Raw genomic sequence first — 25,853 nt, forward strand, 5'->3', positions numbered from 1 at the left:
TGGCGCACGGCAAGGCACGCAACCTTCGCGGGTCGGGCGAAGCGGATAGAAAGAGCAGATGCCCGCCCGCCTCCCGCACATCTCCCAGGTGAGCCCATGATCGGTCGCATCCCCGTGCTGGACGTCCAGCCCTTCGTCGACGGCGGGCGGCGGCCCGCGAAGGCGGTGGTGGGCGAGACGTTCACCGTGTCCGCCACGGTCTTCCGCGAGGGGCACGACGCCGTCGGAGCCAACGTCGTGCTCCGCGATCCGGCCGGCAGACAGGTGCCGTGGACGCCGATGCGGGAACTGTCCCCCGGCAGCGACCGGTGGGGCGCCGAGGTCACCCCGGACGCCGAGGGCCGGTGGACGTACATGGTCGAGGCGTGGAGCGACCCGGTGGAGACCTGGCGCCGCTACGCCCGCGTGAAGGTGCCCGCCGCCCTCGACGTCGAACTGACCCTGTCCGAGGGCGCGGAGCTGCACGAGCGGGCGGCGTCCGGGGTGCCGAAGAACGACGGGCGCTCGGTGGTGCTGGCCGCCGTGGACGCGATGCGGGACACCAAACGGTCCGGTGCCGCCCGGCTGGCCGCCGCACTCGCCCCCGAGGTGACGGCCGTGCTCGGCCGGCACCCGCTGCGCGAACTCGTCACCTCCTCCCTCTCCCACGCCCTCCAGGTGGAGCGGCGGCGGGCGCTGTACGGCTCGTGGTACGAGCTGTTCCCCCGCTCCGAGGGAGCGGTCGTGCGGGACGGACTGCCGCCCGTGACGGGGACGTTCCGCACCGCCGCCGACCGGCTGCCCGCCATCGCCGCCATGGGCTTCGACGTCGTCTACCTGCCGCCGGTCCACCCCATCGGCAGGTCGCACCGCAAGGGCCCGGACAACGCGCTGACCGCCGGGCCACACGACGTCGGCTCCCCCTGGGCGATCGGCTCCGCCGAGGGCGGCCACGACGCGCTCCACCCGGACCTGGGCACCTTCGCGGACTTCGACCACTTTCTGCAGCGGGCCCGGGAGCTGCGCATGGAGGTGGCGCTGGACTTCGCGCTCCAGTGCTCCCCGGACCACCCCTGGGTGCGCAAGCACCCGCAGTGGTTCCGGCACCGCGGCGACGGCACCATCGCCTACGCCGAGAACCCGCCGAAGAAGTACCAGGACATCTACCCGCTCGCGTTCGACGTCGACTTCCGCGGCCTGGTCCGCGAGACGCTGCGCGTGCTCCGCTTCTGGATGGAACACGGGGTCCGGATCTTCCGGGTGGACAACCCGCACACCAAGCCGGTGGTGTTCTGGGAGAAGGTCATCGGCGACATCAACCGCACCGACCCGGACGTGATCTTCCTGGCCGAGGCGTTCACCCGGCCGGCGATGATGCAGACGCTGGCGAAGGTCGGCTTCCAGCAGTCGTACACCTACTTCACCTGGCGCAACGACAAGCAGGAGCTGACGGACTACCTCACCGAACTCTCCGGCGAGACGGCCGCCTACATGCGGCCCAACTTCTTCGTGAACACGCCGGACATCCTGCACGCCTACCTCCAGGACGGCGGCCGCGCCGCCTTCGAGGTGCGGGCCGTGCTGGCCGCCACCCTCTCCCCCACCTGGGGCGTCTACGCCGGCTACGAGCTGTGCGAGAACGCCCCGGCGGCGGACGGCAGCGAGGAGTACCTGAACTCGGAGAAGTACCAGCTGCGCCCGCGCGACTGGGACGCCGCCGAGCGGTCGGGCCGCAGCATCTCCCCGCTGATCACCACCCTCAACCGGCTGCGCCGCCGCCACCCGGCGCTCCAGCAGCTGCGTTCGCTGCACTTCCACGAGACGGACAACCCGCACGTGATCGCGTTCTCGAAGCGCGCGGGCGGCTCGCCGCACGGCCACCGCCACGGCCGCGAGAACGCCCCCGCCGACACCGTCCTCGTCGTGGTCAACCTCGATCCGCACCACACCCACGAGGCGACGGTGTCGTTGGACACGGCGGCTCTCGGCCTCCCGTCCGCGCAGGTCGGCGACGGAGCCGCGACCTTCCCGGTGCGCGACGAGCTCACCGGAGAGACCTACCACTGGGGCAGCGAGAACTACGTGCGTCTGGAACCGGGCCAGGACCCGGCGCCGGCGCACGTCTTCGCGCTGCGACCGTCCCCATCGACCGGAGGGTCACCCACCACATGATCGTCAACGAGCCGGTTCCCGACACCTTCGAGGACACCCCGGCGAAGGACCGCGACCCCGAGTGGTTCAAGCGCGCGGTCTTCTACGAAGTCCTCGTCCGCTCCTTCCAGGACAGCAACGGCGACGGCGTCGGCGACCTCAAGGGCCTCACCTCGAAGCTCGACTACCTGCAGTGGCTCGGCATCGACTGCATCTGGCTGCCGCCGTTCTTCACCTCCCCGCTGCGGGACGGCGGCTACGATGTCGCCGACTACACCGCCGTCCTGCCGGAGTTCGGGGACCTCGCGGACTTCGTGGAGTTCGTCGACAACGCGCACGCCCGGGGCATCCGCGTCATCATCGACATGGTGATGAACCACACCAGCGACCAGCACCCGTGGTTCCAGCACTCCCGCACCGACCCCGACGGACCGTACGGCGACTACTACGTCTGGGCCGACGACGACAAGCAGTACGCGGACGCCCGCATCATCTTCGTCGACACCGAGGCGTCCAACTGGACCTTCGACCCGGTGCGCCAGCAGTACTACTGGCACCGGTTCTTCTCCCACCAGCCGGACCTCAACTACGAGAACCCGCAGGTGCAGGAGGAGATGATCTCCGCGCTGCGGTTCTGGCTGGATCTCGGGATCGACGGCTTCCGGCTCGACGCCGTGCCCTACCTGTACGCCGAGGAGGGCACCAACTGCGAGAACCTGCCCGCCTCGCACGCCTTCCTCAAGCGGGTGCGCGCCGAGATCGACGAGCACTACCCGGACACCGTGCTGCTCGCCGAGGCCAACCAGTGGCCGGAGGACGTCGTCGACTACTTCGGTGACTACGCCAAGGGCGGCGACGAGTGCCACATGGCGTTCCACTTCCCCGTCATGCCGCGCATCTTCATGGCGGTCCGGCGCGAGTCGCGCTACCCCGTCTCCGAGATCCTGGCCAAGACGCCGCAGATCCCGTCCGGCTGCCAGTGGGGCGTCTTCCTGCGCAACCACGACGAGCTGACGCTCGAGATGGTCACGGACGAGGAACGCGACTACATGTACGCCGAGTACGCCAAGGACCCGCGGATGCGGGCCAACATCGGCATCCGGCGGCGCCTCGCCCCGCTGCTGGACAACGACCGCAACCAGATCGAGCTGTTCACCGCCCTGCTGCTGTCACTGCCCGGCTCGCCGATCCTGTACTACGGCGACGAGATCGGCATGGGCGACAACATCTGGCTCGGCGACCGCGACGCCGTCCGCACCCCCATGCAGTGGACCCCGGACCGCAACGCGGGCTTCTCGTCCTGCGACCCCGGCCGGCTGTTCCTGCCCGCGATCATGGACCCGGTGCACGGCTACCAGGTCACCAACGTCGAGGCGGCCATGAGCTCGCCGTCCTCACTGCTGCACTGGACGCGGCGGATGGTGGAGATCCGCAAGCAGAACCCGGCCTTCGGCCTCGGCACCTACACCGAACTGCCCTCCACCAACCCGGCCGTGCTCGCCTTCCTCCGGGAGTACGAGGACGACCTCGTGATGTGCGTGCACAACTTCTCCCGCTTCGCACAGCCCACCGAACTGGACCTCCAGGCGTTCAACGGCCGGCTGCCGGTGGAGCTGGTCGGTGGCGTGAAGTTCCCGCCGATCGGCGAGTGGCCGTACCTGCTGACGCTGGCCGGGCACGGCTTCTACTGGTTCCGGCTGCACAAGCGGGCGCCCGCCGCCGCGGGGGCGGAGCAGCCCACGCAGGCGGAGAAGTCGGCACGCGCCGACCGGGAGGCCGAGGCACGGGCGCACGGGGCTTCCGCACCGGCGTGACGCCCCTTCCCCCTGCCCGCCCGGCACCACCGCGCGCCGGGCGGGCAGGGCCACCGGCTTCACCCGCTTGCCGGACCCGCACCCGCGACACGGCCCGGCACCTCCGAACCGCCCAGACGGCAATCCGGGAGACTCGGCGTACCTTTCGTGCACCGGGGAAAGGACGGTCATGTCGGAAAGATCCCTACCTCTCGCCGCCCCCGCGGCCGCCCCGGCCGCGCCGCGTGAGCGGGGCACCGCCCTGCTGCGGTCGCTGACCCCCCTGCTCGCCGAATGGCTGCCACGGCAGCGCTGGTTCGCCGGCAAGGGCCGTCCGCTCGGCGACCTCACCCTCGTCTCGGCCACGGAACTCCTGCCCGTTCCCGGCCCCGACGGCACCGCCCCGAACGCCGACGGCGGAATCGATCCTGCACCCGCCGGCCTGCTGCACCTGCTGGTCCGCACCCGCAGCGGCCCGTCCGCCGCCGACCGGACCGTCGACTGCTACCAACTTCTCCTCGGCGTACGGGCGGTACTGCCGCCCGACCTCGCGCCGGCCCACATCGGCACCCCCGCGGCCGGTCCGCTGCGCGGCCGTACCGTCTACGAGGCGCTGCACGACCCCCGCCTCGCCGGCGTACTGCTGGAACGCCTGCGCAGCCCCGGGCGGCTGGGCCCGCTGCGGTTCACCCACGGAGCCTCCGGCGCGGTGATCCCCGCCGACCTGCCCGCCCGGCTGCTGGCCGCAGAACAGTCCAACTCCTCGGTCGTGTACGGCTCCTCGCACATCCTCAAGCTGTTCCGCCGCGTCGGGCACGGCGTGAACCCCGACCTGGAGCTGCCGCTCGCGCTCGCCCGCCACGGCTGCGACCGGGTGCCGGCGCCGACCGCCTGGTTCGAGGCCGAGCCGGAGGCCGGGCGCAGCCCGGGTCTGACGCTGGGCGTGCTCCAGCCGTTCCTGCCCGGCAGCGGCGACGGCTGGCAGCTCGCGCTCCGCACCCTCGCCGCCCGCGCCGACTTCACCGGCGCCGCCCACGGCCTCGGCAGGGCGACCGCCGAGGTGCACGCGGGGCTGGCCTCGGCCCTGCCCACCACGGTCCTGCGACGACCGCAACTCCTGCGCCTGGCGGAGTCGATGACGGAACGACTGAACCACGCGGCCGGCGCCGTGCCGGCGCTGCGCCCGTACCGCGACGGGCTGCGGGAGGCGTACGGCGCCCTCACCGACCTGGCCCGCCGCGGCCAGACCCGGACCGCCCAGCGCATCCACGGCGACCTCCACCTCGGGCAGGCCCTGCACACCCCGGCCGACGGCCGGTGGACGCTGATCGACTTCGAGGGCGAGCCCGCCCGCCCCCTCGCTGAGCGGCGGCGCGCGCAGCCCGTCGTCCGGGACGTCGCCGGAATGCTGCGGTCCTTCGACTACGCGGCCTGCCACCCGCGCGGCTCCCGCGCCGGCTGCGGCGACGACGGCTGGGCCCAGGACTGGGCCGCCGCCAACCGCGCCGCCTACTGCGAGGGCTACGCCGCGGTCTCCGGTACGGACCCGCGCGAGGACGCGGCGCTGCTGCGCGCCTTCGAGACCGACAAGGCGGTCTACGAGGTGCTGTACGAGGCGCGGCACCGGCCCGCCTGGCTTCCCGTCCCCATGTCCGCCGTCCGCCGCCTCGCCGCCTCGCCCGCCGACCACCGGTGAGCGAGCCGCCGCGCGGCGCGGGACCGGTGCGTGGCGAGGCGGCACCGCGCCGGAGGCGCCGACGCGGGGACCGGGCGCGTCCGGACCCCGCACGCCCCGGCAGCGCGGGACGGCAGGCGGGGCGCTGGGGCGACGTTCCCACCGCATCGCTTCCCGTCGCACGCACCAGCACCCACCCCGTATCGGAGGACGATCCGTGAGCTTCCATCCCGACGACCCGGCCGACACCACGCCCGGCCGCCACGGGCCGCCCCCGCGCGGCGGCGACGCGGGCGACCCGGCGACGGAGGCCGACGCCCGACGTCGGGCGGGCCGCGAGCCCGCCCACGTCACGGCCAGCGGTGGCAGGCCGGCCTCCGGAACCTCCACGGCGGCCTTCCTGCTGCCCTCGACCGAGTGCGAACCGCCGCGCGGCGGGCCCGCGCACAAGGCGGCGCGGCACGGCGTGTCCGGGCAGGGCTCGCTCTTCGCCGCGGCTCCGGCTGCCGCCGAGGCGACCACCCGCGACGGCGGCCCGGAGGCGTCGGAGGACGCCGCACCGGACGTCGTGGAGCACGCGACGCCCGCGACGGCGACGCCGGCCACGGAGCCCGGCAGCTCACCCCGCACCGCGCGGAGCGCACACGGCGTGCGGGTCCCCGAGCCGCTCGGGGAGGCGGACCGGCGGCGGCTGCTGGAGGGCCGCCACCACGACCCGCACGCCCTCCTCGGCGCCCACCCCGGCCCCGGCGGCGTGGTCCTGAGGACCCTCCGGCCCTGCGCGCGCAGCGTCACCGTCGTCGCGGAGGGCCTGTGCGCGGAGCTGCACCACGAGGGCGACGGCCTGTTCGCCGGGCTGCTCCCGGTGGCGGAGATCCCCTCCTACGCACTCACCGTCCGCTACGCCTCCGTGGATGCCGGCGGGCCGGACCGGGAGGTGCGGGTCGAGGACCCGTACCGCTTCCTGCCCTCGCTCGGCGCGCTGGACCTGCACCTCTTCTCGGAGGGCCGCCACGAGGAGCTGTGGCGCGCCCTCGGCGCCCACCCCATGACGCACGACGGCGTCAGGGGCACCCGGTTCACCGTGTGGGCACCGAACGCGCAGGGGGTGCGGCTCGCGGGGGACTTCACCTGCTGGGACGGGGCGCAGTACCCGATGCGTTCGCTCGGCTCCAGCGGCGTGTGGGAGCTGTTCGTGCCGGGGCTCGGCGAGGGCGCGCTGTACAAGTTCGAGATCACCGGCCCGGACGGGCACCGCTCGCTGCGCGCCGACCCGATGGCGCGGCGCACCGAGTGCCCGCCCGCGACCGCGTCCGTGGTCACCGCCTCGCGGCACGAGTGGCGGGACGCGGCATGGATGGAGCGGCGGGCGGGCCGGGAGTGGCACGCCTCGCCGCTGTCCGTCTACGAGGTGCACCTGCCGTCCTGGCGCCCGGGACTGACCTACCGGGAGCTGGCCGAGCAGCTCCCCGCCTACGTCAAGGACCTCGGCTTCACGCACGTGGAGTTCATGCCCGCCGCAGAGCACCCCTTCGGCGGCTCGTGGGGATACCAGGTGACCGGCTTCTACGCGCCGACGGCGCGGCTGGGCACGCCGGACGACTTCCGGCATCTGGTCGACGCACTGCATGCGGCCGGCATCGGTGTGCTGATGGACTGGGTGGCCGCGCACTTCCCCAAGGACGACTGGGCGCTCGCCCGCTTCGACGGCACGCCCCTGTACGAGCCGGCCGACCCCGCCCGGGCCGAGCACCCGGACTGGGGGACGCTGGAGTTCGACTACGGGCGCCGGGAGGTCCGCAACTTCCTGGTGGCCAACGCGCTGTACTGGTGCGAGGAGTTCCACATCGACGGGCTCCGGGTCGACGCCGTCGCGTCCATGCTCTACCTCGACTACTCGCGCGAGGACGGCCGGTGGTCGCCCAACGCGTACGGCGGACGGGAGAACCTGGACGCGGTGGCGTTCCTCCAGGAGATGAACGCGACGCTGTACCGGCGCTGCCCGGGCGTCCTCACCATGGCCGAGGAGTCCACCGCCTGGGACGGTGTCACCCGCGCCACCCACCACGACGGGCTCGGCTTCGGCTTCAAGTGGAACATGGGCTGGATGCACGACTCGCTGGTCTACATGTCCAAGGACCCGGTGCACAGGCGCTACCACCATGACGACATGACGTTCTCCATGGTCTACGCCTACTCGGAGAACTACGTGCTGCCCATCTCGCACGACGAGGTCGTGCACGGCAAGCAGGCGCTGGTGTCCAAGATGCCCGGCGACTGGTGGCAGCGCCGCGCCAATCACCGCGCCTACCTCGGCTTCATGTGGGGGCATCCCGGCAAGCAACTGCTGTTCATGGGCCAGGAGTTCGCGCAGGGCGCCGAGTGGTCGGAGGCCGCCGGCCCGGACTGGTGGCTGCTGGACCCGGCGTACGAGGCGGAGCCCGACCACCGGGGAGTGCGCGACCTGGTGCGCGAGCTGAACGGGCGCTACGCGGAGACGCCCGCGCTGTGGCAGCGCGACACCGACCCGGGCGGCTTCGCGTGGATCGACGGCGGCGCACGGGAGGACAACGTCTTCGCGTTCCTCCGGTACGACGCGGCGGGGCGCCCGCTGGCCGTCGTGTCCCACATGTCGCCGGTGGTGCGGAAGGACTTCCGCATCGGCGTCCCCCCGACCCCGGAGGGCACGTGGACGGAGACGCTGAACACCGACGCCCTCGACTACGGGGGCTCCGGCATCCACAACTCCGGGCTGCTCACCCCCGATCCCGTCGCCGCGCACGGCCACCCCGTGTCCCTCACGCTCACGCTGCCGCCGCTGGCCACCCTCTGGCTGCGCCCCGGCTGAGCCGCCCCTCTCCCCCGCCCCACCTCGTGCCGCCGACCGGAGTCAGTGCTTCCGGTCGGCGGCGCGCTGTGCGGTGGCCTCCAGCCGGGCGCGGTAGTCCCGCCACCAGTCGGTGTCGCCGGGCGGCATGTTGTCGTTGCCCTTGCGCATGCCGACCGCGCCGTCGAGCTGTTCACGCAGGATGTCGGCCTGGCCGGCGTGGCGCTGGGAGTCGGCGATGACGTGGACGAGGACGCGGTGCAGGGAGACCTCCGCCCTGTCCTCCGGCCACCACGGGACGCGGCCGGTCGCGTCCAGCGGCAGCGCGGCGACCGTCGCGTCGGTGTGCGCCCAGGCCCGGTGGTAGAGGGCGATGACGGAGTCACGCGTCTCGTCGAGGCCGGCCCACATGTCCTGGTTGGGGTCGGAGAGGTCCGAGAGCCACGGCGGCGGGTCCTCGGGCGGACGCCCGAAGGTCTCGCCGAAGTAGCCCAGCTCCACGCCCGCCAGGTGCTTGACGAGGCCCAGCAGGTTGGTGCCGGTGGGCGTCAGCGGGCGGCGGACGTCGTACTCCGAGAGCCCCTCCAGCTTCCACAGCACGGCTTCGCGGGCCGCCTGCAGATAGCGCCGGAGGTCCGCCTTCTCCTGATCGGCCGGTACGCCGGTGTGGCTGGTCATGACCCGAGTCTCGCACCGCCCTCTGACAACGCCGTCGCACCGGGGCGGGCGCGCCGCGGCCAGGGCCTAACCGTCCACGCGCTCGACCGGCTGGCGCAGGACGGTCCGCAGCTTCTCGGGGGCGGTCCGGCGGGGATCGCCGAGGTAGACCTCGTGATGCCGGGCCGTGGCCCGCAGTCCGTGGTCGGCGAGGTAGGTCCCGTGCAGCTCCTCCATCACGGGGGTCTCGTCGTCGTAGGAACCGATGTGCAGCACCTGGGCGCTCAGCCCCTCGTGCAGGGTCAGGTGCCGGAGCCGGGAGATCACGGGGAGCTTCTTCTTGGCCAGCGCGCTCTGCCGGGCCTCTTCGACGCGGTCCTCGGTGATCCAGGAGGGCATGCTGATGAGCAGGGTCCACTGCCAGGCGTCCTTGTCCCGGCGGGTGAAGGCGTCGAGCCGGTCCGACCACCACAGCCCCTCCAGCGGAGCGACGACGAAGTCGCCGCCCTCCGTGGCCTTGGCGGCGAACTTGAGGGTGTAGGCGACGGCGTAGAGCGCGCCGACCGCCTCGGCGTAGGCGGGCGCGGTGTTCGGGTCCCCGGCTCCGTCGACGGCGACGAACTGCTGCTCCGGAACGTCCACGAGGGCCCATCGGGTGTTCCTGGGCGCGTAGAGCTCCTTCTGCGCCCGCTTGACGTCGTACGGCGCCATGGCTGTCTCCCCTTCCGGAAGGTGCGTAGGGACATGGTCGCGCGGACGGGCCCCTCTCCCACGGCTTTCCACCGTGGGAGAGGGGCCCGTCGCAGCATCCGCGGGGATGCCGGGGTCAGCGGGCGCCGGCCGGTTCCTTGTCGAGGGAGGGCGGCGGGGTGGACGCGTCCGCCGAGTCGTCGGGCGGGACGTCGTGGCCGTGCGACGCCTCCATCTGCGCCTCGTCGAAGGGCCGGTGCCCGGCGAGGACGGCCGCGGCCTGCTCCTTGTCGATCTCCTTGGTCCAGGTGCCCACCAGCACCGTGGCCACCGCGTTGCCGGCGAAGTTGGTCAGCGCGCGGCACTCGCTCATGAAGCGGTCGATGCCGACGATCAGGCCGACGCCGTCCACCAGGTCGGGGCGGTGCGACTGCAGGCCGCCGGCGAGGGTGGCCAGACCGGCGCCGGTGACGCCCGCCGCGCCCTTGGAGGCGATGATCATGAACACGAGCAGCGAGATCTGCTCGCCGAGGGACAGCGGGTTGCCGGTGGCCTCGGCGACGAAGAGGGACGCCATGGTCAGGTAGATGGCCGTGCCGTCCAGGTTGAAGGAGTAGCCGGTGGGGACGGTGATGCCGACGACCGGGCGGCTGACTCCGAGGTGCTCCATCTTCGCGATCAGCCGGGGCAGCGCCGACTCGGAGGAGGACGTCGAGAGGATCAGCAGGAACTCCCGGCCCAGGTACTTCAGAAGGGAGAAGATGTTGACGCCCGCCACCATCCGCAGGATCAGGCCCAGCACGACGAAGACGAACAGCGCGCAGGTGACGTAGAAGCCGATCATGATCACCGCGAGGGACTTCAGCGCGTCCAGGCCGGTCTCCCCGACCACCGCAGCGATCGCGCCGAAGGCGCCCACCGGGGCGAGCCACATGATCATCCACAGCACGCGGAAGACCAGCCGCTGCAGGTGGCCGATGCCGCGCAGGATCGGTTCGCCGGAGGAGCCCATCGCCTGGAGGGCGAAGCCGACCAGCAGGGCGACCAGCAGCGCCTGGAGGACCTCGCCCTCGGTCAGCGCGGAGATCAGGGTGGTGGGGATGACGCCGAGCAGGAAGTCGACGGTGCCACCGCTGCCGCCCTCCGCCTCGGCGGCGCCGGCCTTCGCGGCCTCCTCGGTCAGGTTCAGGCCGCTGCCCGGGTCCAGGACGTTGCCCACGACCAGGCCGATGGCCAGCGCGACGGTCGACATCGCCAGGAAGTAGCCGAGCGCCAGACCGCCGACGGCGCCGACCTTCGCGGCCTTCCGGACGGACCCGACGCCGAGGACGATCGTGCAGAAGATGACCGGGGAGATCATCATCTTGATCAGGTCGACGAAGCCGGAGCCCAGCGGTTTGAGCTCCACGGCCACGCCGGGCGCGACGAAGCCGAGGAGGATGCCGGCCAGCACCGCGACGATCACGGCGATGTAGAGGTAGTGCGTACGGTCCCGCTTGGCTGCGGGCTTCTGCGTCGCCGGGGCGGCGGAGCCCTGCGACGGGGTCTCGGACGGCGGCGTCTGGCCTGGCACGTCGACTCCTCGGGGGTGAGCGGCTGTCGGAATCCCGGCGAATATGCACCCCCGGAGTGGCGCAGGTCACGGTTACGTGCATTACGTGCACGGAAACGGCGGGGAGACGGCGGGGAAGGCCCTCGTACGGCGGCGTCACCGCGGCTCGCGCGCCCCCGCGCCGCGTCACGGCGCATGCGCCGTCCGGCCGCCGCCGTGCACACTGGCCGGTATGCGCGTCCTCCGACCCCGCAGCCTGGCGGGCCAGCTCTTCGCGATGCAGGTCGTGCTGGTCGCCCTGCTGGTCGCGGGGTGCGCGGTCTACGCCTCCATCCAGGACCGCGGGCAGGCGCGGGAGTCGGCCCGGCAACAGGCCACGGCCACGGCCCTGGCGGTGGCCGACTCCCCCTCCGTGCGGAAGGCGATCCGCACGGAGCATCCCACGCGGACCCTCCAGCCGTACGCCGAACGCGTACGGCAGGACACCGGAGTGACCTTCATCACCATCATGGACCCCGAGGGCACCCGGTGGACGCACCCGAACCCGGAGCGCATCGGCGGCACCTTCGTCGGCCACCGCGGCCCCGCGCTGGAGGGCCGCACCTTCCACGAGACCTACACCGGCACCCTCGGCCCCTCGGTGCGGGTGGTCACCCCCGTCCGGGACGACGGCCGCATCGTCGGCCTGGTCAGCGCGGGCATAGCGGTGGACCGGATCAGCGCGCAGGTCGCCGAACAGGTCACCGCCCTGCTCGGGGTGGCCGGCCTGGCGCTGACTCTCGGCGGGGTCGGGACCTACTGGGTCAACGCGCGACTGCGCCGCCACACGCACGGCATGAACGCCACCGAGCTGAGCCGGATGCACGACTACCACGAGGCGACGCTGCACGCGGTGCGCGAGGGGCTGGTGATGCTCGACGGACAGCGCCGCATCGCCCTGATCAACGACGGCGCCCGCGCGCTGCTCGGACTGCACGCCCCGGCGGGCGGCGACGCGACGGCGAGCGACGACGCGACGGTGGGCCGGTACGTCGCCGACCTGGGCCTGCCGCCGTCGCTGACCGGTGCGCTGCTGGCCTCCGAGCCGCGCGTGGACGAGGTGCACCTGACGGACGACCGGGTCGTGGTCGTCAACACCTCGCCCGTCACGGGTGGTGAACGGCGCGGCACCGTCGTCACGCTGCGGGACCACACCGAACTCCAGACGCTCACCGGCGAACTGGACTCCGCGCGGGGTCTCGCCGAGGCGCTGCGCTCCCAGGCGCACGAGGCCGCCAACCGGCTGCACACCGTGGTGTCGCTGATCGAGCTGGACCGGGCGCAGGAGGCGATGGAGTTCGCCACCGAGGAGCTGGAGCTGGCGCAGGCGCTCACCGACCAGGTGGTGGCCGCCGTCGCCGAGCCGGTGCTGGCGGCGCTGCTGCTGGGCAAGGCGGCGCAGGCCAACGAGCGGGGTGTCGAGCTGACGCTCACGCCGGACAGCCGCATCGACGACGGTCTCGTCCCGCCCGAGCTTCCGTCCCGCGACCTGGTGACCGTCGTCGGCAACCTCGTCGACAACGCGGTGGACGCCTCCGCCCGCGTGGCCGACGGCGCCGCGCCGGACGGGTCCGACGGGCCGGATGCGCCGGGCCTCCCCCGCCCCGCCCCGCGCACGGCGGGCGCACCCGCAGCCGCTGAGGACGCCCACGGCACCCGTACCGAGGGGGCGGGGGCGCTCCCCGACACGACGGAGCACGTCGCGGGGACCTCCCGGGCCGCAGGGGCCAGGGGGAGGGGCCGGGGCACGACCTCCGCCCCGGCACGGGTCACGGTGACCGTGCGGGTACGGGAGGACGGCACGGACCGCGCGCGCGAACTGCTCGTCCGCGTCGCCGACTCCGGCCACGGCATCGACCCGGCGGACGCCGACGCGGTCTTCCACCGGGGCTGGTCCACCAAGGGCGACCCCGGCGGCCGGGGCCGCGGCCTCGGCCTGGCCCTCGTCCGGCAGACCGCCCGCCGCCACGGCGGCGACGTGACGCTCGCCGAAGCCCCCGGCGGCGGCGCCGAGTTCACCGTGGTCCTCCCCCTCGGCCCGGCCGCCCCGGGGACGGCAGGCCCGCCGCGTCCCCGCACCGGCGACACCGCCCGCACCGGAGGCCGCCGGTGAAGCCCCCCGGCAGAACCCCGGACGGCGCGACCGGCCCGCCGCAGGCGATCCGTGTGCTCGTCGTCGAGGACGACCCCGTCGCCGCCGACGCGCACGCGACCTACGTCGGGCGGGTGCCCGGCTTCGAGGTCGCGGGCGTCGCGCACACCCGCGCGGAGGCGGCGCGGGCGCTGGACCGCACCCCCGTCGACCTGATCCTGCTCGACCTGTACCTGCCCGACGGCCACGGCCTGGCGCTGCTGCGTGCGCTGCGCGGAGCGGGACACTCCGTCGACGTGTTCGCCGTGACCTCCGCGCGCGACCTCACCGTCGTGCGGGAGGGCGTCGTCCTCGGCGTGGTGCAGCACGTACTCAAGCCGTTCACCTTCCCCACCCTGCGCGACCGGCTGCGCCAGTACGCCGAGTTCCGGCAGAGCACCGGCGGCGACGGGGGCGGCGGAGAGGCGGGCAGCCAGGCCGAGGTGGACCGGGCGCTGTCCGCGCTGCGCGCGCCGCAGCCCGCCACGCTGCCCAAGGGACTGGCCGCCGCCACCCTGGAGACCGTCACCGCGGCGCTGCGGGACGCCGGGGAGGAGGGCCTGACGGCGGCGGCCGCCGCCGAGCAGGTGGGCGTCAACCGCATCACCGCGCGCCGCTACCTGGAACACCTGGTGACCGCCGGGCGGGCCGAACGGCGGCCGCAGTACGGGCAGGTGGGGCGCCCGGAGTTCTGTTACCGCTGGCTCACGCGATATTGACCTTGGACGGTGACGGCCGTACGGTCCCGGGCAGCAGACCACGAGGCCGACGGCGGACCACCGGTGGCCCGCCACGGCCGTGGCCGAGGAGGTCATGCTCGTGCGCCCCACCGCCCCGCTGATGCTCACCGTCGCCGCGGTCCTCGCCGCGGGCACGCTCACCGCCTGCGGCGGCGACTCCGGCGACGACCCGAACACCCTTCAGGTCGCGTTCCCCAAGGACACCAACAACAAGGTGACGGTGCGGGACGACTACGTCGAGTACGTCGCGAAGCAGTTCGAGAAGGCCCACCCGGGCAAGACGGTCGAGCTGGTGCCGATCCAGGCGTCCCAGCAGGACTACTACACCAAGATCCAGCAGATGATGCGCTCCCCGCAGACCGCGCCGGATCTGGTCTACGAGGACACCTTCCTCATCAACTCCGACATCGAGAGCGGCTACCTCCTCCCGCTCGACCCCTACCTGAAGAAGTGGAAGTACTGGGACCGCTTCGAGGACTCGGCGAAGACCGCCGCCAAGGCCCGCAACGGCAAGACCTACGGCGTGCCCGACGGCACCGACACCCGCGCGCTGTGGTTCAACCGGAAGATCTTCGCGAAGGCCGGGCTCCCGGAGGACTGGCAGCCGCAGACCTGGGACGACGTACTGAAGGCCGCGCGCACCGTCGACCGCGAGGTGCCCGACGTCATCCCGCTCAACGTCTTCACCGGCAAGGCCGCCGGTGAGGCGGCGGCCATGCAGGGCTTCGAGATGCTGCTGTACGGCACCGGCCGGGACCCGCTGTACGACCCGCAGTCCGAGAAGTGGGTGACCGGCAGCCAGGGCTTCGTGGACAGCCTGGAGTTCATCGACACCGTGTACGCGGACGGCCTCGGCCCCGACGTGTCCGACGCGCTGTCCCCCAACATCCAGACCCGGGTGCCCACCGAACTGCTGCCCGAGGGAGACCTGGCCATCGCGCTGGACGGCTCCTGGCTCGGCAACCAGTGGCTCGACACCGGCGGCCGCCCCTGGCCGGACTGGTCCGAGACGATGGGCATGGCGCCGATGCCGACACAGGACGGGCAGGAGCCGGGCAGCGTCAGCATGTCCGGGGGATGGACGTGGTCCATCCCGAAGAACTCCGGCAACCACGACCTCGCCTGGAAGCTGATCGAGACCCTGCAGACCCCCGAGAACGCCCGCGAGTGGTGCATCCGCGGCGCCCAGATCGCCGTCCGGGAGGACGTGGCGCAGCATCCCGAGTACCGCAAGTCCATGCCCGGCATCGAGTTCTTCACCGACCTGGTCGAGGTGACGCACTACCGGCCCGCACTGCCCGTGTACCCGCGGGTCTCCGGCGCGCTCACCGAGGCCATGGAGAAGGTGACGACCGGCGACGCCTCGCCCCGGGAGGCGGCGAAGACGTACAACGAGGAGCTGCGCACCCTCACCGACGGGGCGGTCGTCCAGCGGTGAGCGTCGCGAAGACCGCCGCCGGGTCCGTACGTCCGCCGCGGCGCCGGGACACGGCGGCGCACGACCTGGCCGGGCGGGGGCCGCGGGGCCTGCGATGGCTGCCGGTCGCCCCGGCCACGGCCATGCTGCTGCTGTTCCTCGCCGGGCCGATCGGCTACTGCTGCTGGATCGCCTTCACCGACACCCAGCTCACCGGGCAGGCGTCCGCGTCGTTCGTCGGTCTGGAGAACTTCCGCCGCGCGTTCGCCGACCCCGACTTCCTGAACGCCGTGGTCCTCACCCTGGTGTTCACCGTGGTCTCCGCGATCCTCGGGCAGAACACCCTGGGCCTGGCGCTGGCCGCGCTGATGCGACGCGCGAGCCGCCTCGTACGGTCGCTCACCGGAGCGGTCGTCATCTGCGCCTGGGTGCTGCCGGAGATCGTCGCCGGCTTCCTGCTCTACACCTTCTTCAGCAGCCGCGGCACCCTCAACGACGTGCTCGCCTGGCTCCAGCTCCCCGAGCAGAACTGGCTGTTCACGCTGCCGATCCTCGCGGTGTCGTTCGCCAACGTGTGGCGGGGCACCGCCTTCTCCATGCTCGTCTACTCCGCGGCGCTGTCCGACGTGCCGCGCGAGGTGACCGAGTCGGCGGAGGTCGACGGCGCGAGCGGATGGCAGCGGATGTGGCACATCACGCTGCCGATGATCCGGCGCTCCATCGGCACCAACCTGATGCTCAACACCCTCCAGACGCTGTCCGTCTTCGGGCTGATCTGGGCGATGACCCGCGGCGGCCCCGGGCAGCGCAGCACCACTCTGCCGGTGTTCATGTACGACACCGCGTTCAACAAGGCGCTCATCGGCTACGGCACGGCCGTAGCCCTGCTGCTGCTCCTCGTGGGCGCGCTGTTCTCCGTCGTCTACCTGCGCCTGCTGCGCGAGGAGGTGTAGCCGGTGCCGCCCACCGTGCCCCGGGAGGTGCCGCCCGGCGCCGACGCCGCCTCCACCACGCACGCCGCGCCGAAGCCGACGCCCGACTCGCTGGACCTGCCGCGCCCGCACCTGGACCGCGACCTGCGCACCCGGCTCCGGCCCGGCCTGTCGCTGCGGCCCTCGGTGCTGCTCAGCCGGCGCCGCCGGCAGCGGCTCGCCGCCGACCTCGGCCTGCTCGCGGTCGCCGCCGCCTTCGTGGTGCCGCTGCTGTGGCTGGCCTTCGCCTCCCTGGACACCGAGGCGACGCTGCGCGTCGCACCTCCCGGGGACCCCACGCTGGACAACTTCTCCGCGGTGCTCACCGAGGAGATCACCTTCCAGCCGATGCTCAACAGCCTGCTGATCTGCGGCGGCGCCACCCTGATCACCATGGTGTGCGCGGCGCTCGCCGCCTACCCGCTGTCCCGTTTCCGGTCCCGCTTCAGCCGGCCCTACCTGCTGACCATCCTGTTCAGCACCTGCCTGCCGATCACGGCCGTCATGGTCCCGGTCTACGGCCTCTTCGTCCAGATCGACCTGATCGACACCCGTTACGGCACCGCGCTGTTCCTCGCCACCTCCCAACTGCCCTTCGCCGTCTTCCTGATGAAGAACTTCATGGACGGCGTGCCGGTGGTGCTGGAGGAGGCGGCGTGGACGGACGGCGCGAGCTGGCGGCAGTCCCTGCTGCGCGTCATCCTGCCGCTGATGGGCCCGGGGCTCGGCGTCGTGACCGTCTACTCCTTCATCATGATGTGGGGCAACTTCTTCGTCCCCTTCATGCTGCTCGTCGACCCGGCGAAACTGCCCGCGTCGGTCACCCTCTTCACCTTCTTCGGCAACTACGGCGCGGTCGCGTTCGGGCAGCTGGCCGCCTTCTCCGTGCTGTACTCGACGCCGGTCATCCTGCTGTACGTGCTGATCTCCCGCCGCCTCGGCGGCGGATTCACCCTGGGCGGCGCTGTCAAGGGCTGAATCGCGCCAGCGTCTGGTCGTTCCCCTAGCGGGGCGCCGGTTTACTTCCCGCAACGTCGCCGGGGGGCGGCTGGAGGGGGAGTGCATGCCGGTGAGCACCACTGTGCCGGGCGCGTGGGCCGAGGATCCGTCCACCCTGGTGGGCTGGATCGCCCGGAGCGTCGCCGAACGGGCCGGGCTCCCCGCGGAATCGGTGGACCCGACCACTCCGTTCGCCGACTGCGGCCTCTCCTCGCGGGACGCCGTCGCCCTGATCGGCGACCTGCAGACGCACCTCTCGCAGGACCTCTCCCCCGCCCTGATGTGGGAACACCCCACCCCGCAGGCGCTCGGCACCCACCTTGCGGGCGCGCCGTCCGAAGCCACCGCTCCGCACCCGCCGTCCAGGCTGAAAACCGACCTCCCGGATGTGGAGAGGGCCGCGTCCCGGCACGAGGCCGGCGCCGTGGCGGTGATCGGGATGGGGTGCCGCTTCCCCGGCTCCGACGGGCCGGCCGCCCTGTGGCGGCACCTGATCGCGGGGGACGACCTGGTGTCGGCCCCGGGCGCCCGGCGTGAACTGCTCGGCGACCACGGCCCGCTGGGGCTGCTCGACGACGTGGCGGGATTCGACGCGGAGTTCTTCTCGCTGTCCGGCCGGGAGGCCGCCTACGTCGATCCTCAGCAGCGTCTGCTGCTGGAGACCGCCTGGGAGGCGCTGGAGGACGCCGGCATCCCGCCGCGCTCGCTCGCCGGCAGCACGACCGGCGTGTTCGTCGGCATCAGCGCCAGCGACTACGGCCGCCTTCAGGGCGGCCCGGGCGCCGCACTCGGCCCGTACAGCGGCAGCGGCCAGTCGCTCACCATGGCGGCCAACCGGCTCTCGTACCTCCTCGACCTCGGCGGACCGAGCATGGCCGTCGACACCGCCTGCTCCTCCTCCCTGGTGGCCGTGCACCTGGCGTGCCGGAGCCTGCGTTCCGGCGAGTGCGGCACGGCGGTCGCCGGCGGCGTCAACCTGATCCTGACCCCCGACACCACCGAGATCTTCACGATGGCCGGGATGATGGCCGGAGACGGACGGTGCAAGACGTTCGACGCCGCCGCCGACGGCTACGTGCGGGCCGAGGGGTGCGGCGTCGTCGTCCTCAAACGCCTGACCGACGCGCTCCGTGACGGCGACCCGGTGCTGGCGGTGATCCGAGGGACCGCCGTCAACCAGGACGGCCGCAGCAACGGCCTGACCGCGCCCAGCGGCGAGGCGCAGCGTCGCGTGATCCGGGACGCGCTGCGGGACGCGGGAATCCGGCCCGCCCGCATCGGCTACGTGGAGGCGCACGGGACCGGTACCCCGCTCGGGGACCCGGTGGAGACCCGCGCCCTGAGCGCCGTGCTCACAGAAGGCCGCCGGCCGGACGACCCGCTGCTGACGGGCTCGGTCAAGACGAACATCGGCCACGCCGAGTCCGCCGCCGGAATGGCCGGACTGATCAAGACCGTGCTGGCCCTGCGGCACGGCGTGATCCCGCCGCACCTGCATCTGAGGACACCCAACCCGCGCATCGACACCGGCGGCGTCCTGCGCATCCCGACCGTCGCGACGCCCTGGCCGGAAGGGGCCGCGCCGCGTGCAGCGGGCGTCAGTTCGTTCGGCTTCGGCGGCACCAACGCCCACGTCGTCGTCACGGAGGCCCCGGAGGCCGACGACCGTGCCGCCGGACCGGGCGGCGACGCGACCGGCACGCGGCGGACGGACGTGCTGACGCTGAGCGCCCGCACTCCGGAGGCGCTGCACACCCTGGTCGACCGGTACGCGCGGGTGCTCCGGGACCCGGCGGGCCCGGCGTGGGACGACGTCTGCCACACGGCGGGCAGCGGCCGCACCCACTTCGCGCACCGCTTCGCGGTCGCCGCCGGGGACGCCGAGGAAGCCGCGGCCCGCGCGGAGCAGTGGCTGGCCACGGGCCGTGCCACGGGCACGCGCAGCGGACAGACCCTCGCCCCGATCGCCCCCGTCGCCCCGGGCGGCACCCCTGCGGGCGGCGTGGCCTTCCTGTTCGGCGGCCAGGGCACCCAGTACCCCGGGATGGGGCGACGGCTCCTCGAGACCTCGCCCGCCTTCCGCCGCGCCCTGGAGGAGTGCGACGAGAGCGCCGCGGCGCACCTCGGACACACCGTCACCTCGCTGCTCCTGGCGGAGTCCGCCGAAGCGGACCTGCTCGCACGGACCCGCTACACGCAGCCCGTCCTCTTCGCGGTCGGGTACGCACTCGCCGCACTGTGGCGCTCCCGGGGCGTGGAACCGGCGTACGTGCTGGGCCACAGCGTCGGCTCACTCGCCGCGGCGTGCCTGGCGGGCGTCTTCGGCCCCGAGGACGGCCTGCGGCTCGCCGCCGAACGCGGCCGGCTCGTCGAAGAGCGGTGCGACGAGGGCCGGATGCTGGTCGTGCTCGCGGCCGAGGAGACCGTGCGGGAGGTACTGGCCGGTCCGGACGTGGACGCGGCCGGTGCCGTCGTCGCCTGCGTCAACGGCGAGAGCAACGTCGTGGTCTCCGGCACGGCGGCGGCAGTGGACGCCGCCCGGCGCGCGTTCGCCGCCCGCGACGTGGTCACCCGGGACCTGCCGTCGGAGTACGCCTTCCACTCCCCGCTGATGGCCCCGGCCCGTGCCGCCTTCCTCGACGTCGCGCGCACCGTCGAGTTCGCGGCGCCCCGTATCCCCTTCGTCAGCGACACCGACGGTCGCCTCTTCGACGGGTCGCTGCGCCCGGACGCCGACCACTGGGCACGCCATCTGGAAGGGCCCGTGCGCTTCGCCGACGGCCTGCGCGCCCTGGCCGCCGAGGGCTGCACCACCTTCCTGGAGGCGGGCCCGGGCCGCACGCTGGGCACGGCGGGGCGTCGCACGGTGCCGGGCGCGCTGTGGCTGTGCTCGCTGCGGGAGGGGGCCGACGACCAGGCGGTGCTCGCCGACGCCGTCGCCGGACTGTACGTCGCGGGGCATCGGGTCGACCGGGAGGGGGCCGACGCGGGAAGGCCCCCGCGACGTGTCACGGGGCTGCCCACCTACCCGTTCCGGCGCTCCCCGCACTGGCTCCCCTCCGCCGCGCCGCACGCCCAGGCGGTCCCGGCCGCCGGCCTCCGGCCGGCCGGCACTCCCTCTCGTCCCCGAACGGAAGGACCCCTCCCCGTGGCACACCGGCCCGACGAATCTCCGGCGCAGGGCCGGGTGCTGTCGCTGCTCACCGAGACCGTCGGACGGCTGCTGGAGAACCCGGAGGCAGCCGATCCGGACGCGTCGTTCCTCGAACTGGGCGCCGACTCGCTGACGCTGATGCACACCCTGCAGGCGGTGCAGCGGACCTTCGGCGTACGCCTGCCGGTCGCCAAGCTCTTCGACGAGCTGAACACCCCGCGCCTGCTCGCGGAGTACGTCGAGGCACAGGCACCCCGGGCCGCCGCCACCGCGGACCCGGCCGGGGCGGGGCCGCCGGAGCCGGCGACGCGTGTCGCCGCGCCGGACACGCCCGCCGGGGAGCCCGCGGGGGGCGGGGCGCCGGGCGGCGACGCCGTCGAGCACTTCCTCTCCGTGCACGCCCGCGTGATGGACCAGGCGTACGAACTGCTGCGGGGCTCCGGGCGTCCACTGCCCCCGGGGACCGGGGCGTCACCGGCCACCGCGACGGCGGAGGCGGGCCCGCGCACGGAACACCCGCACCGGCCCCCGACGGCCGCCCCGATCCCCCGCGCGGCGCCGGACACCTTCGTGCCGTTCCGGCAGGCCAAGGCGTCCGGCACCGCCGCCGCGTCCGGCTCCGGCCGGGCCGAGGGACGGGACGGCGAGGAGGCGAGCCGCCGCGCCTACGTCGCCGCCCTGGTGGAGCGGTACTGCGCACGGACCGCCGAATCCAAGGCGCAGGCCGTGCGGGAGCGCGTCCACCACGCCGACGTACGCCACGCGCCGCAGCCGCACCTCAACCTGAGAGAGGCGCGGTACCCGCTGGTCGTCACCCGCTCCGAGGGCTCCCGGGTGTGGGACGCCGACGGCAACGCGTACCTCGACCTCACCATGGGCTTCGGGGTCAACCTCTTCGGGCACCGCGAACCCTTCATCGAGCAGGCGCTCACCGAGCAGCTGGCACGGGGCATGCATCTCGGCCCGCACAACGACCTCGCCGCCGAGACGGCGGAACTGGTCTGCGAGCTCACCGGCCAGGAGCGGACCGTCTTCTGCAACACCGGTTCGGAGGCGGTGATGGTCGCGGTCCGGCTGGCACGCGCGGTGACCGGCCGGTCCAGGGTCGCGCTGTTCGCGGGCGCCTACCACGGTTCGGCCGACCCGATCCTGGCCGTGCAGAACCCCGACGGCTCCTCCGCCCACGCCGTGCCGCTCGCGCCGGGCATTCCCGAGGAGGTCGCGGCCAACGCGCTCGTCCTCCCCTACGACGACCCGGCCTCCCTGCAGGCGCTGCGCGACCACGCGGGCGAGCTCGCCGCGGTACTCGTCGAACCGGTGCAGAGCCGGCGACCGGACATCCAGCCCGGGGAGTTCCTCCGCGAGCTGCGGGAGCTGACCCGGCAGGCGGACGTGCCGCTGATCTTCGACGAGGTGATCACCGGCTTCCGCATGCATCCGGGCGGCGCGCAGGCGCTGTTCGGGGTGCAGGCGGACCTCGCCGTCTACGGGAAGGTGATGGGCGGCGGCATGCCGATCGGTGCCGTCGCCGGCCGGGCGAAGTATCTCGACCCCATCGACGGCGGCGCCTGGACCTTCGGCGACGCGCCCTACCGGCAGAGCGTCCGGACCTTCTTCAGCGGGACCTTCTGCAAGCACCCGCTGGCGCTCGCGGCGGGCCGGGCGGTGCTGCGCGAGCTGAAGCGCCGGGGGCCGGCCCTGCAGGAGTCCGTCAGCGGAAAGGTGGCGGCCCTGGCGTCCGCGGTCAACGGCCTCTTCGAAGCGGCCGACGTACCCGTCCGGCTGACCGCCTTCGGCTCTCTCTTCCGGTTCCGCTTCCTGCGGGAGACCGCGCTGTCGGAGACGGTGGAGGTCTTCCACACCGCCCTCGCGGAGAAGGGGATCTACGTCTGGGAGGGCCGCAACTGCTTCCTCTCCACCGCGCACACCGACGAGGACGTGGCCACTCTCGTCGCGGCACTCGCGGAGACCGCCGACGAGATGGCCGAGGCCGGCTTCTTCCCCGGCGCGCGCACCGTCCACCCGCCCGCCAGCGTGCCGCCGGGCGACGCGCAGCACGAACTGTGGCTGCTGGCCCAGACGGGCGAGGACGCCTCGCGGGCCTACAACGAGAGCGTGCGGCTCGACCTCCGGGGGACGCTGGACCTTCCGGCGCTCCGCGAGGCCGTGCAGGCGGTGGTCGCCCGCCACGAGAGCCTGCGGACCGTGTTCAGCCCGGACGAGGGCCGTCAACGGGTCCTGCCCGTCGACGTGTTCGACGTGCCGCTCGTGCGGTTCGGCGCGTCCGGTACGGACACGGCGGGCTGGGCGGACGCGGCCGCCTGGGCGGACGAGGTCTTCGACCTGGAAGCCGGGCCGCTGGTCCGCGCCGCGGTGGAACGGCTCGACGACACCCACCACCGCCTGCACCTGACCGCACACCACACGGTGGTGGACGGCTGGGCCTTCCGCGTGGCGCTGGAGGAGATCGGCCGGCTGTACTCCGCCGCCGGCACGGACACCGAACCGCTGCCGCCGGCCCGCCAGTTCCGGGAACTGGTCCAGCGCGAGCACGAACGCCGCAGCGGTGAGCGCCTGCGGGCCCACGAACGCTTCTGGCTGGACGCGCACGCCGACCCCGCGCCGCCGCTCCGGCTGCCGACCGACCGGCCCCGGCCCGCCCGCCCCTCGTCCGAGGGCGCGTCGGTCACCGTCACCCTCGACGCCGGCCTCTCCCGCCGGATCGCCTCCGCCGGCTCACGGCTCGGGTGCACCCCGTTCACGCTGCTGCTCAGCGCGTACGCCGGGCTGCTCCACCGGCTCACGGGCACCGGCGACGTGGTGATCGGCGTGCCGGTGGCCCAGCGCGACGAGCCCGGCGCCGACCGCGTCGTGGGCAACTGCAGCAGCGTGCTGCCCCTCCGCAGCCGCCCCGCACCGGACGCGTCGGTCCGGGACGTCACCGTCGCGATGCAGCGCCATCTGGCCGAGGCGTTCGCGCACGGCGACTGTTCGTTCGCGGCGATCGCCTCCCGGCTGCCCGGGGAAACCGAGGGCCCGCGGCGGCAGTTGCACGCCACTCTCTTCAATCTCGACCAGGCCCCCGAACCGCCGGCGCTGGCAGGGCTGGAGGTCTCGCTGGGCACGCCCGGACGGCGGCACGTCAAGTGCGACCTGGCCATGGACGTGCTGCAGGAGGGCGAGCGCTACCACGTGACCGTCGAGTACCGCACCGACCTCTTCGACGCCGCCACCGTGCGCGGCTGGGCCGACGCCTACACGCGGCTGCTGGAGACCTACCTCGCCGCACCCGACGGGCCCGCGCCCCTCACCGGTCCCCTGCCGGACACCGGAGCGAAGACGCCCTCCGCGACGCCGTCCACCCCCGCGGAATCCGCTCCCGCAGCAGTGCCCGCCGCCGAGGCGGTACCGGACGCGCCACCCGCCTACCGGGCCCCGCGGAACGCCACCGAGGCCGCCCTGCTCTCCGTCTGGCAGGAGGTGACCGGCAGCCAGGACGCCGGGACGGACGACGACTTCTTCGCCCTGGGCGGCCACTCGCTCCAGGCCGTCCGGGTGGTGGCCGCCGTGCGCGAACGGCTCGGCGCGACCATGCCCGCGCGCTGGCTGTTCGAGAACCCGACCGTCGCCGCGCTGGCCGCCCGCCTCGGCGCGGGCGACGCCGTCGCCGCCCCGCCGGCCCGGCGGGAACGACCGGACGTCCTACCGCTGTCCCACGCGCAGCAGCGGCTGTGGTTCCTCGGCCGGCTCGAAGGCCCGAGCTCCACCTACAACCTGCCGCTGCCGCTGCGGCTGACGGGCCCACTGGACACGGAGGCGCTCACCGCGGCCCTGGGCGACGTGCTGGCACGCCACGAACCCCTGCGCACCGTCTTCGAGGAGCGCAGGGGCGTGCCGCGCCAGCACATCCTCCCGGCCGAGGACGTCCCGGCGGCCCTGGCCAAGCGGACCCTCGAACCGGCCGAGCTGGACGCGGCCGTGCGGCAGGCCGCCGCGCACCCCTTCGACCTGGCCGACGAGGTGCCCCTGAAGGGCAGCCTGTTCGAACTCGGCGAGCAGGACCACGTGCTGCTGCTGGTGCTGCACCACGCGGCGGGCGACGGCTGGTCGCTGCCGGTGCTGGCCCGCGACCTGACGACGGCGTACACGGCGCGCCGGGCCGGGCGGGCGCCGGACTGGGCACCGCTGGAGGTGCAGTACGCCGACTACACGCTCTGGCAGGCCGAGCGGCTCGGCTCCGCGAAGGACCCGGAGAGCCTGCTCTCCCGGCAACTCGGCTTCTGGCGCGAGGCCCTGGCAGGTCTGCCGGACGAGATCGCGCTGCCCGCGGACCGCCCGCGGCCCCGGGTGGCGAGCCACCGCGGCGGGCAGGTGCGGTTCACCGTCGACGAGCGGGTGCACGCCGCGCTGGCGAAGCTCGCCCAGGAGAGCAGGGCCAGTGTCTTCATGGTGACCCAGGCCGCTCTCGCCGTCCTGCTCGACCGGCTCGGTGCGGGAACCGACGTCCCCATCGGTACGCCGGTGGCCGGCCGGCCGGAGGAGAACCTGCAGGACCTGGTCGGCTTCTTCGTGAACACGCTGGTCCTGCGCACCGACACCTCGGGGGAACCCACCTTCCGCCGGCTCGTCGAGCGCGTACGGGACGCCGGCCTGGCGGCCCTGGCGCACCAGGACGTTCCGTTCGAGCAGCTGGTGCAGGCGCTCAACCCGCCGCGCTCGCGCGCCCGTCACCCGCTGTTCCAGGTGATGCTCGGGTTCGAGACGGAGGGCCCGCTGGAGCTGGAGGCCGCCGGGCTGCGGATCTCCGAGGAGCCGGACCCCACCGACGTCGCCAAGTTCGACCTGTTCCTCAGCGTGCGGGAACTCCGCACCGGGGACGGCGGCCCCGCGGGGCTCTCCGCCTGCCTGGAGTACAGCACCGACCTGTTCGACCCGGCGACCGCCCGGACGCTGACCGCCCGGCTGGAGCGTCTGCTCACCGCCTTCGCCGCCGACCCGGACCTGCGCTGCGCGGAACCGGCGCTCGACCCCGAGCACCCCGAGCACCCCGAGTACCCCGAGAACCTCGAGAAGTGAGG

General features: G+C 73.6%; 13 protein-coding genes. 10 read left to right on the forward strand and 3 right to left on the reverse strand.

The genetic code is table 11. The annotated features are described in order from the left end of the window. Window positions 1–96: 96 nt before the first annotated feature. The 4 genes from RM572_RS18560 (at window position 97) to glgB (ending at window position 8,446) form a co-directional block, all read left to right on the forward strand. Window positions 97–2,151, forward strand: a complete 2,055-nt coding sequence (locus RM572_RS18560) for an alpha-1,4-glucan--maltose-1-phosphate maltosyltransferase (RefSeq protein ID WP_311674479.1) — start codon at window positions 97–99, stop codon at window positions 2,149–2,151. Then, a complete protein-coding gene (treS, locus tag RM572_RS18565; protein WP_311674480.1) occupies window positions 2,148–3,944 on the forward strand; it encodes a maltose alpha-D-glucosyltransferase in 1,797 nt (598 codons plus the stop codon). Before RM572_RS18560 ends, treS begins: the two co-directional genes overlap by 4 nt. A gap of 169 nt (window positions 3,945–4,113) precedes the next feature. Continuing rightward, the gene (locus RM572_RS18570) at window positions 4,114–5,619 is read left to right on the forward strand and encodes a maltokinase N-terminal cap-like domain-containing protein (protein WP_311674481.1); all 1,506 of its coding nucleotides are present in this window, start codon (window positions 4,114–4,116) and stop codon (window positions 5,617–5,619) included. Window positions 5,620–6,247: 628 nt separating this feature from the next. Then, complete coding sequence (gene glgB / locus RM572_RS18575) at window positions 6,248–8,446, forward strand: 1,4-alpha-glucan branching enzyme (protein WP_311674569.1); 2,199 nt, start codon at window positions 6,248–6,250, stop codon at window positions 8,444–8,446. 42 nt (window positions 8,447–8,488) lie between these two features. Here the strand turns inward: glgB and RM572_RS18580 are convergent, their stop codons facing one another. The 3 genes from RM572_RS18580 to RM572_RS18590 form a co-directional block, all read right to left on the reverse strand. Next, a complete protein-coding gene (locus tag RM572_RS18580) occupies window positions 8,489–9,103 on the reverse strand; it encodes a DinB family protein (RefSeq protein WP_311674482.1) in 615 nt (204 codons plus the stop codon). 66 nt (window positions 9,104–9,169) lie between these two features. Beyond that, entirely contained in the window at window positions 9,170–9,793 is a 624-nt protein-coding gene (locus RM572_RS18585) for a GyrI-like domain-containing protein (RefSeq protein ID WP_311674483.1), read from the reverse strand. Between the two features lie 115 nt (window positions 9,794–9,908). Continuing rightward, window positions 9,909–11,243 (reverse strand): cation:dicarboxylate symporter family transporter, encoded by a 1,335-nt coding sequence (locus tag RM572_RS18590; protein WP_311674570.1) that lies wholly within the window; start codon window positions 11,241–11,243, stop codon window positions 9,909–9,911. Between the two features lie 313 nt (window positions 11,244–11,556). On the opposite strand from RM572_RS18590, the gene RM572_RS18595 reads away from it, so the two are divergent. The 6 genes from RM572_RS18595 to RM572_RS18620 all read left to right on the forward strand — a co-directional run bounded on the left by RM572_RS18595 (window position 11,557) and on the right by RM572_RS18620 (window position 25,851). Next, window positions 11,557–13,476 carry a sensor histidine kinase gene (locus RM572_RS18595; protein WP_311674484.1) on the forward strand — a complete coding sequence of 640 codons (1,920 nt, stop codon included), beginning with the start codon at window positions 11,557–11,559 and terminating at the stop codon, window positions 13,474–13,476. Beyond that, window positions 13,473–14,213, forward strand: coding sequence for a response regulator (locus tag RM572_RS18600; protein WP_311674485.1), 741 nt, complete (start codon window positions 13,473–13,475; stop codon window positions 14,211–14,213). Before RM572_RS18595 ends, RM572_RS18600 begins: the two co-directional genes overlap by 4 nt. Window positions 14,214–14,313: 100 nt before the next feature. Next, window positions 14,314–15,672, forward strand: coding sequence for an ABC transporter substrate-binding protein (locus RM572_RS18605; protein ID WP_311674486.1), 1,359 nt, complete (start codon window positions 14,314–14,316; stop codon window positions 15,670–15,672). 122 nt (window positions 15,673–15,794) lie between these two features. After that, entirely contained in the window at window positions 15,795–16,604 is an 810-nt protein-coding gene (locus RM572_RS18610; protein ID WP_311674571.1) for a carbohydrate ABC transporter permease, read from the forward strand. Between the two features lie 147 nt (window positions 16,605–16,751). Beyond that, window positions 16,752–17,600: a carbohydrate ABC transporter permease gene (locus tag RM572_RS18615; RefSeq protein ID WP_394813642.1), complete on the forward strand. Its 849-nt coding sequence runs from the start codon at window positions 16,752–16,754 to the stop codon at window positions 17,598–17,600. A 91-nt stretch (window positions 17,601–17,691) separates the two neighbouring features. Beyond that, window positions 17,692–25,851, forward strand: a complete 8,160-nt coding sequence (locus tag RM572_RS18620) for an aminotransferase class III-fold pyridoxal phosphate-dependent enzyme (protein ID WP_311674487.1) — start codon at window positions 17,692–17,694, stop codon at window positions 25,849–25,851. The last annotated feature ends 2 nt before the right edge of the window (window positions 25,852–25,853 follow it).

The sequence above is a fragment of the Streptomyces hazeniae genome (genome assembly GCF_031845485.1).
Lineage (GTDB): Bacteria > Actinomycetota > Actinomycetes > Streptomycetales > Streptomycetaceae > Streptomyces > Streptomyces hazeniae.

What these genes read in the sequence shown, in the direction of transcription:
- RM572_RS18610 (WP_311674571.1), top strand. Translation starts at nt 15,795, where the DNA reads ATGCTGCTGCTGTTCCTCGCCGGGCCGATCGGCTACTGCTGCTGGATC.
- RM572_RS18595 (WP_311674484.1), top strand. Translation starts at nt 11,557, where the DNA reads ATGCGCGTCCTCCGACCCCGCAGCCTGGCGGGCCAGCTCTTCGCGATG.
- RM572_RS18570 (WP_311674481.1), top strand. Translation starts at nt 4,114, where the DNA reads ATGTCGGAAAGATCCCTACCTCTCGCCGCCCCCGCGGCCGCCCCGGCC.
- RM572_RS18580 (WP_311674482.1), bottom strand. Translation starts at nt 9,103, where the DNA reads ATGACCAGCCACACCGGCGTACCGGCCGATCAGGAGAAGGCGGACCTC.
- RM572_RS18560 (WP_311674479.1), top strand. Translation starts at nt 97, where the DNA reads ATGATCGGTCGCATCCCCGTGCTGGACGTCCAGCCCTTCGTCGACGGC.
- RM572_RS18585 (WP_311674483.1), bottom strand. Translation starts at nt 9,793, where the DNA reads ATGGCGCCGTACGACGTCAAGCGGGCGCAGAAGGAGCTCTACGCGCCC.
- treS (WP_311674480.1), top strand. Translation starts at nt 2,148, where the DNA reads ATGATCGTCAACGAGCCGGTTCCCGACACCTTCGAGGACACCCCGGCG.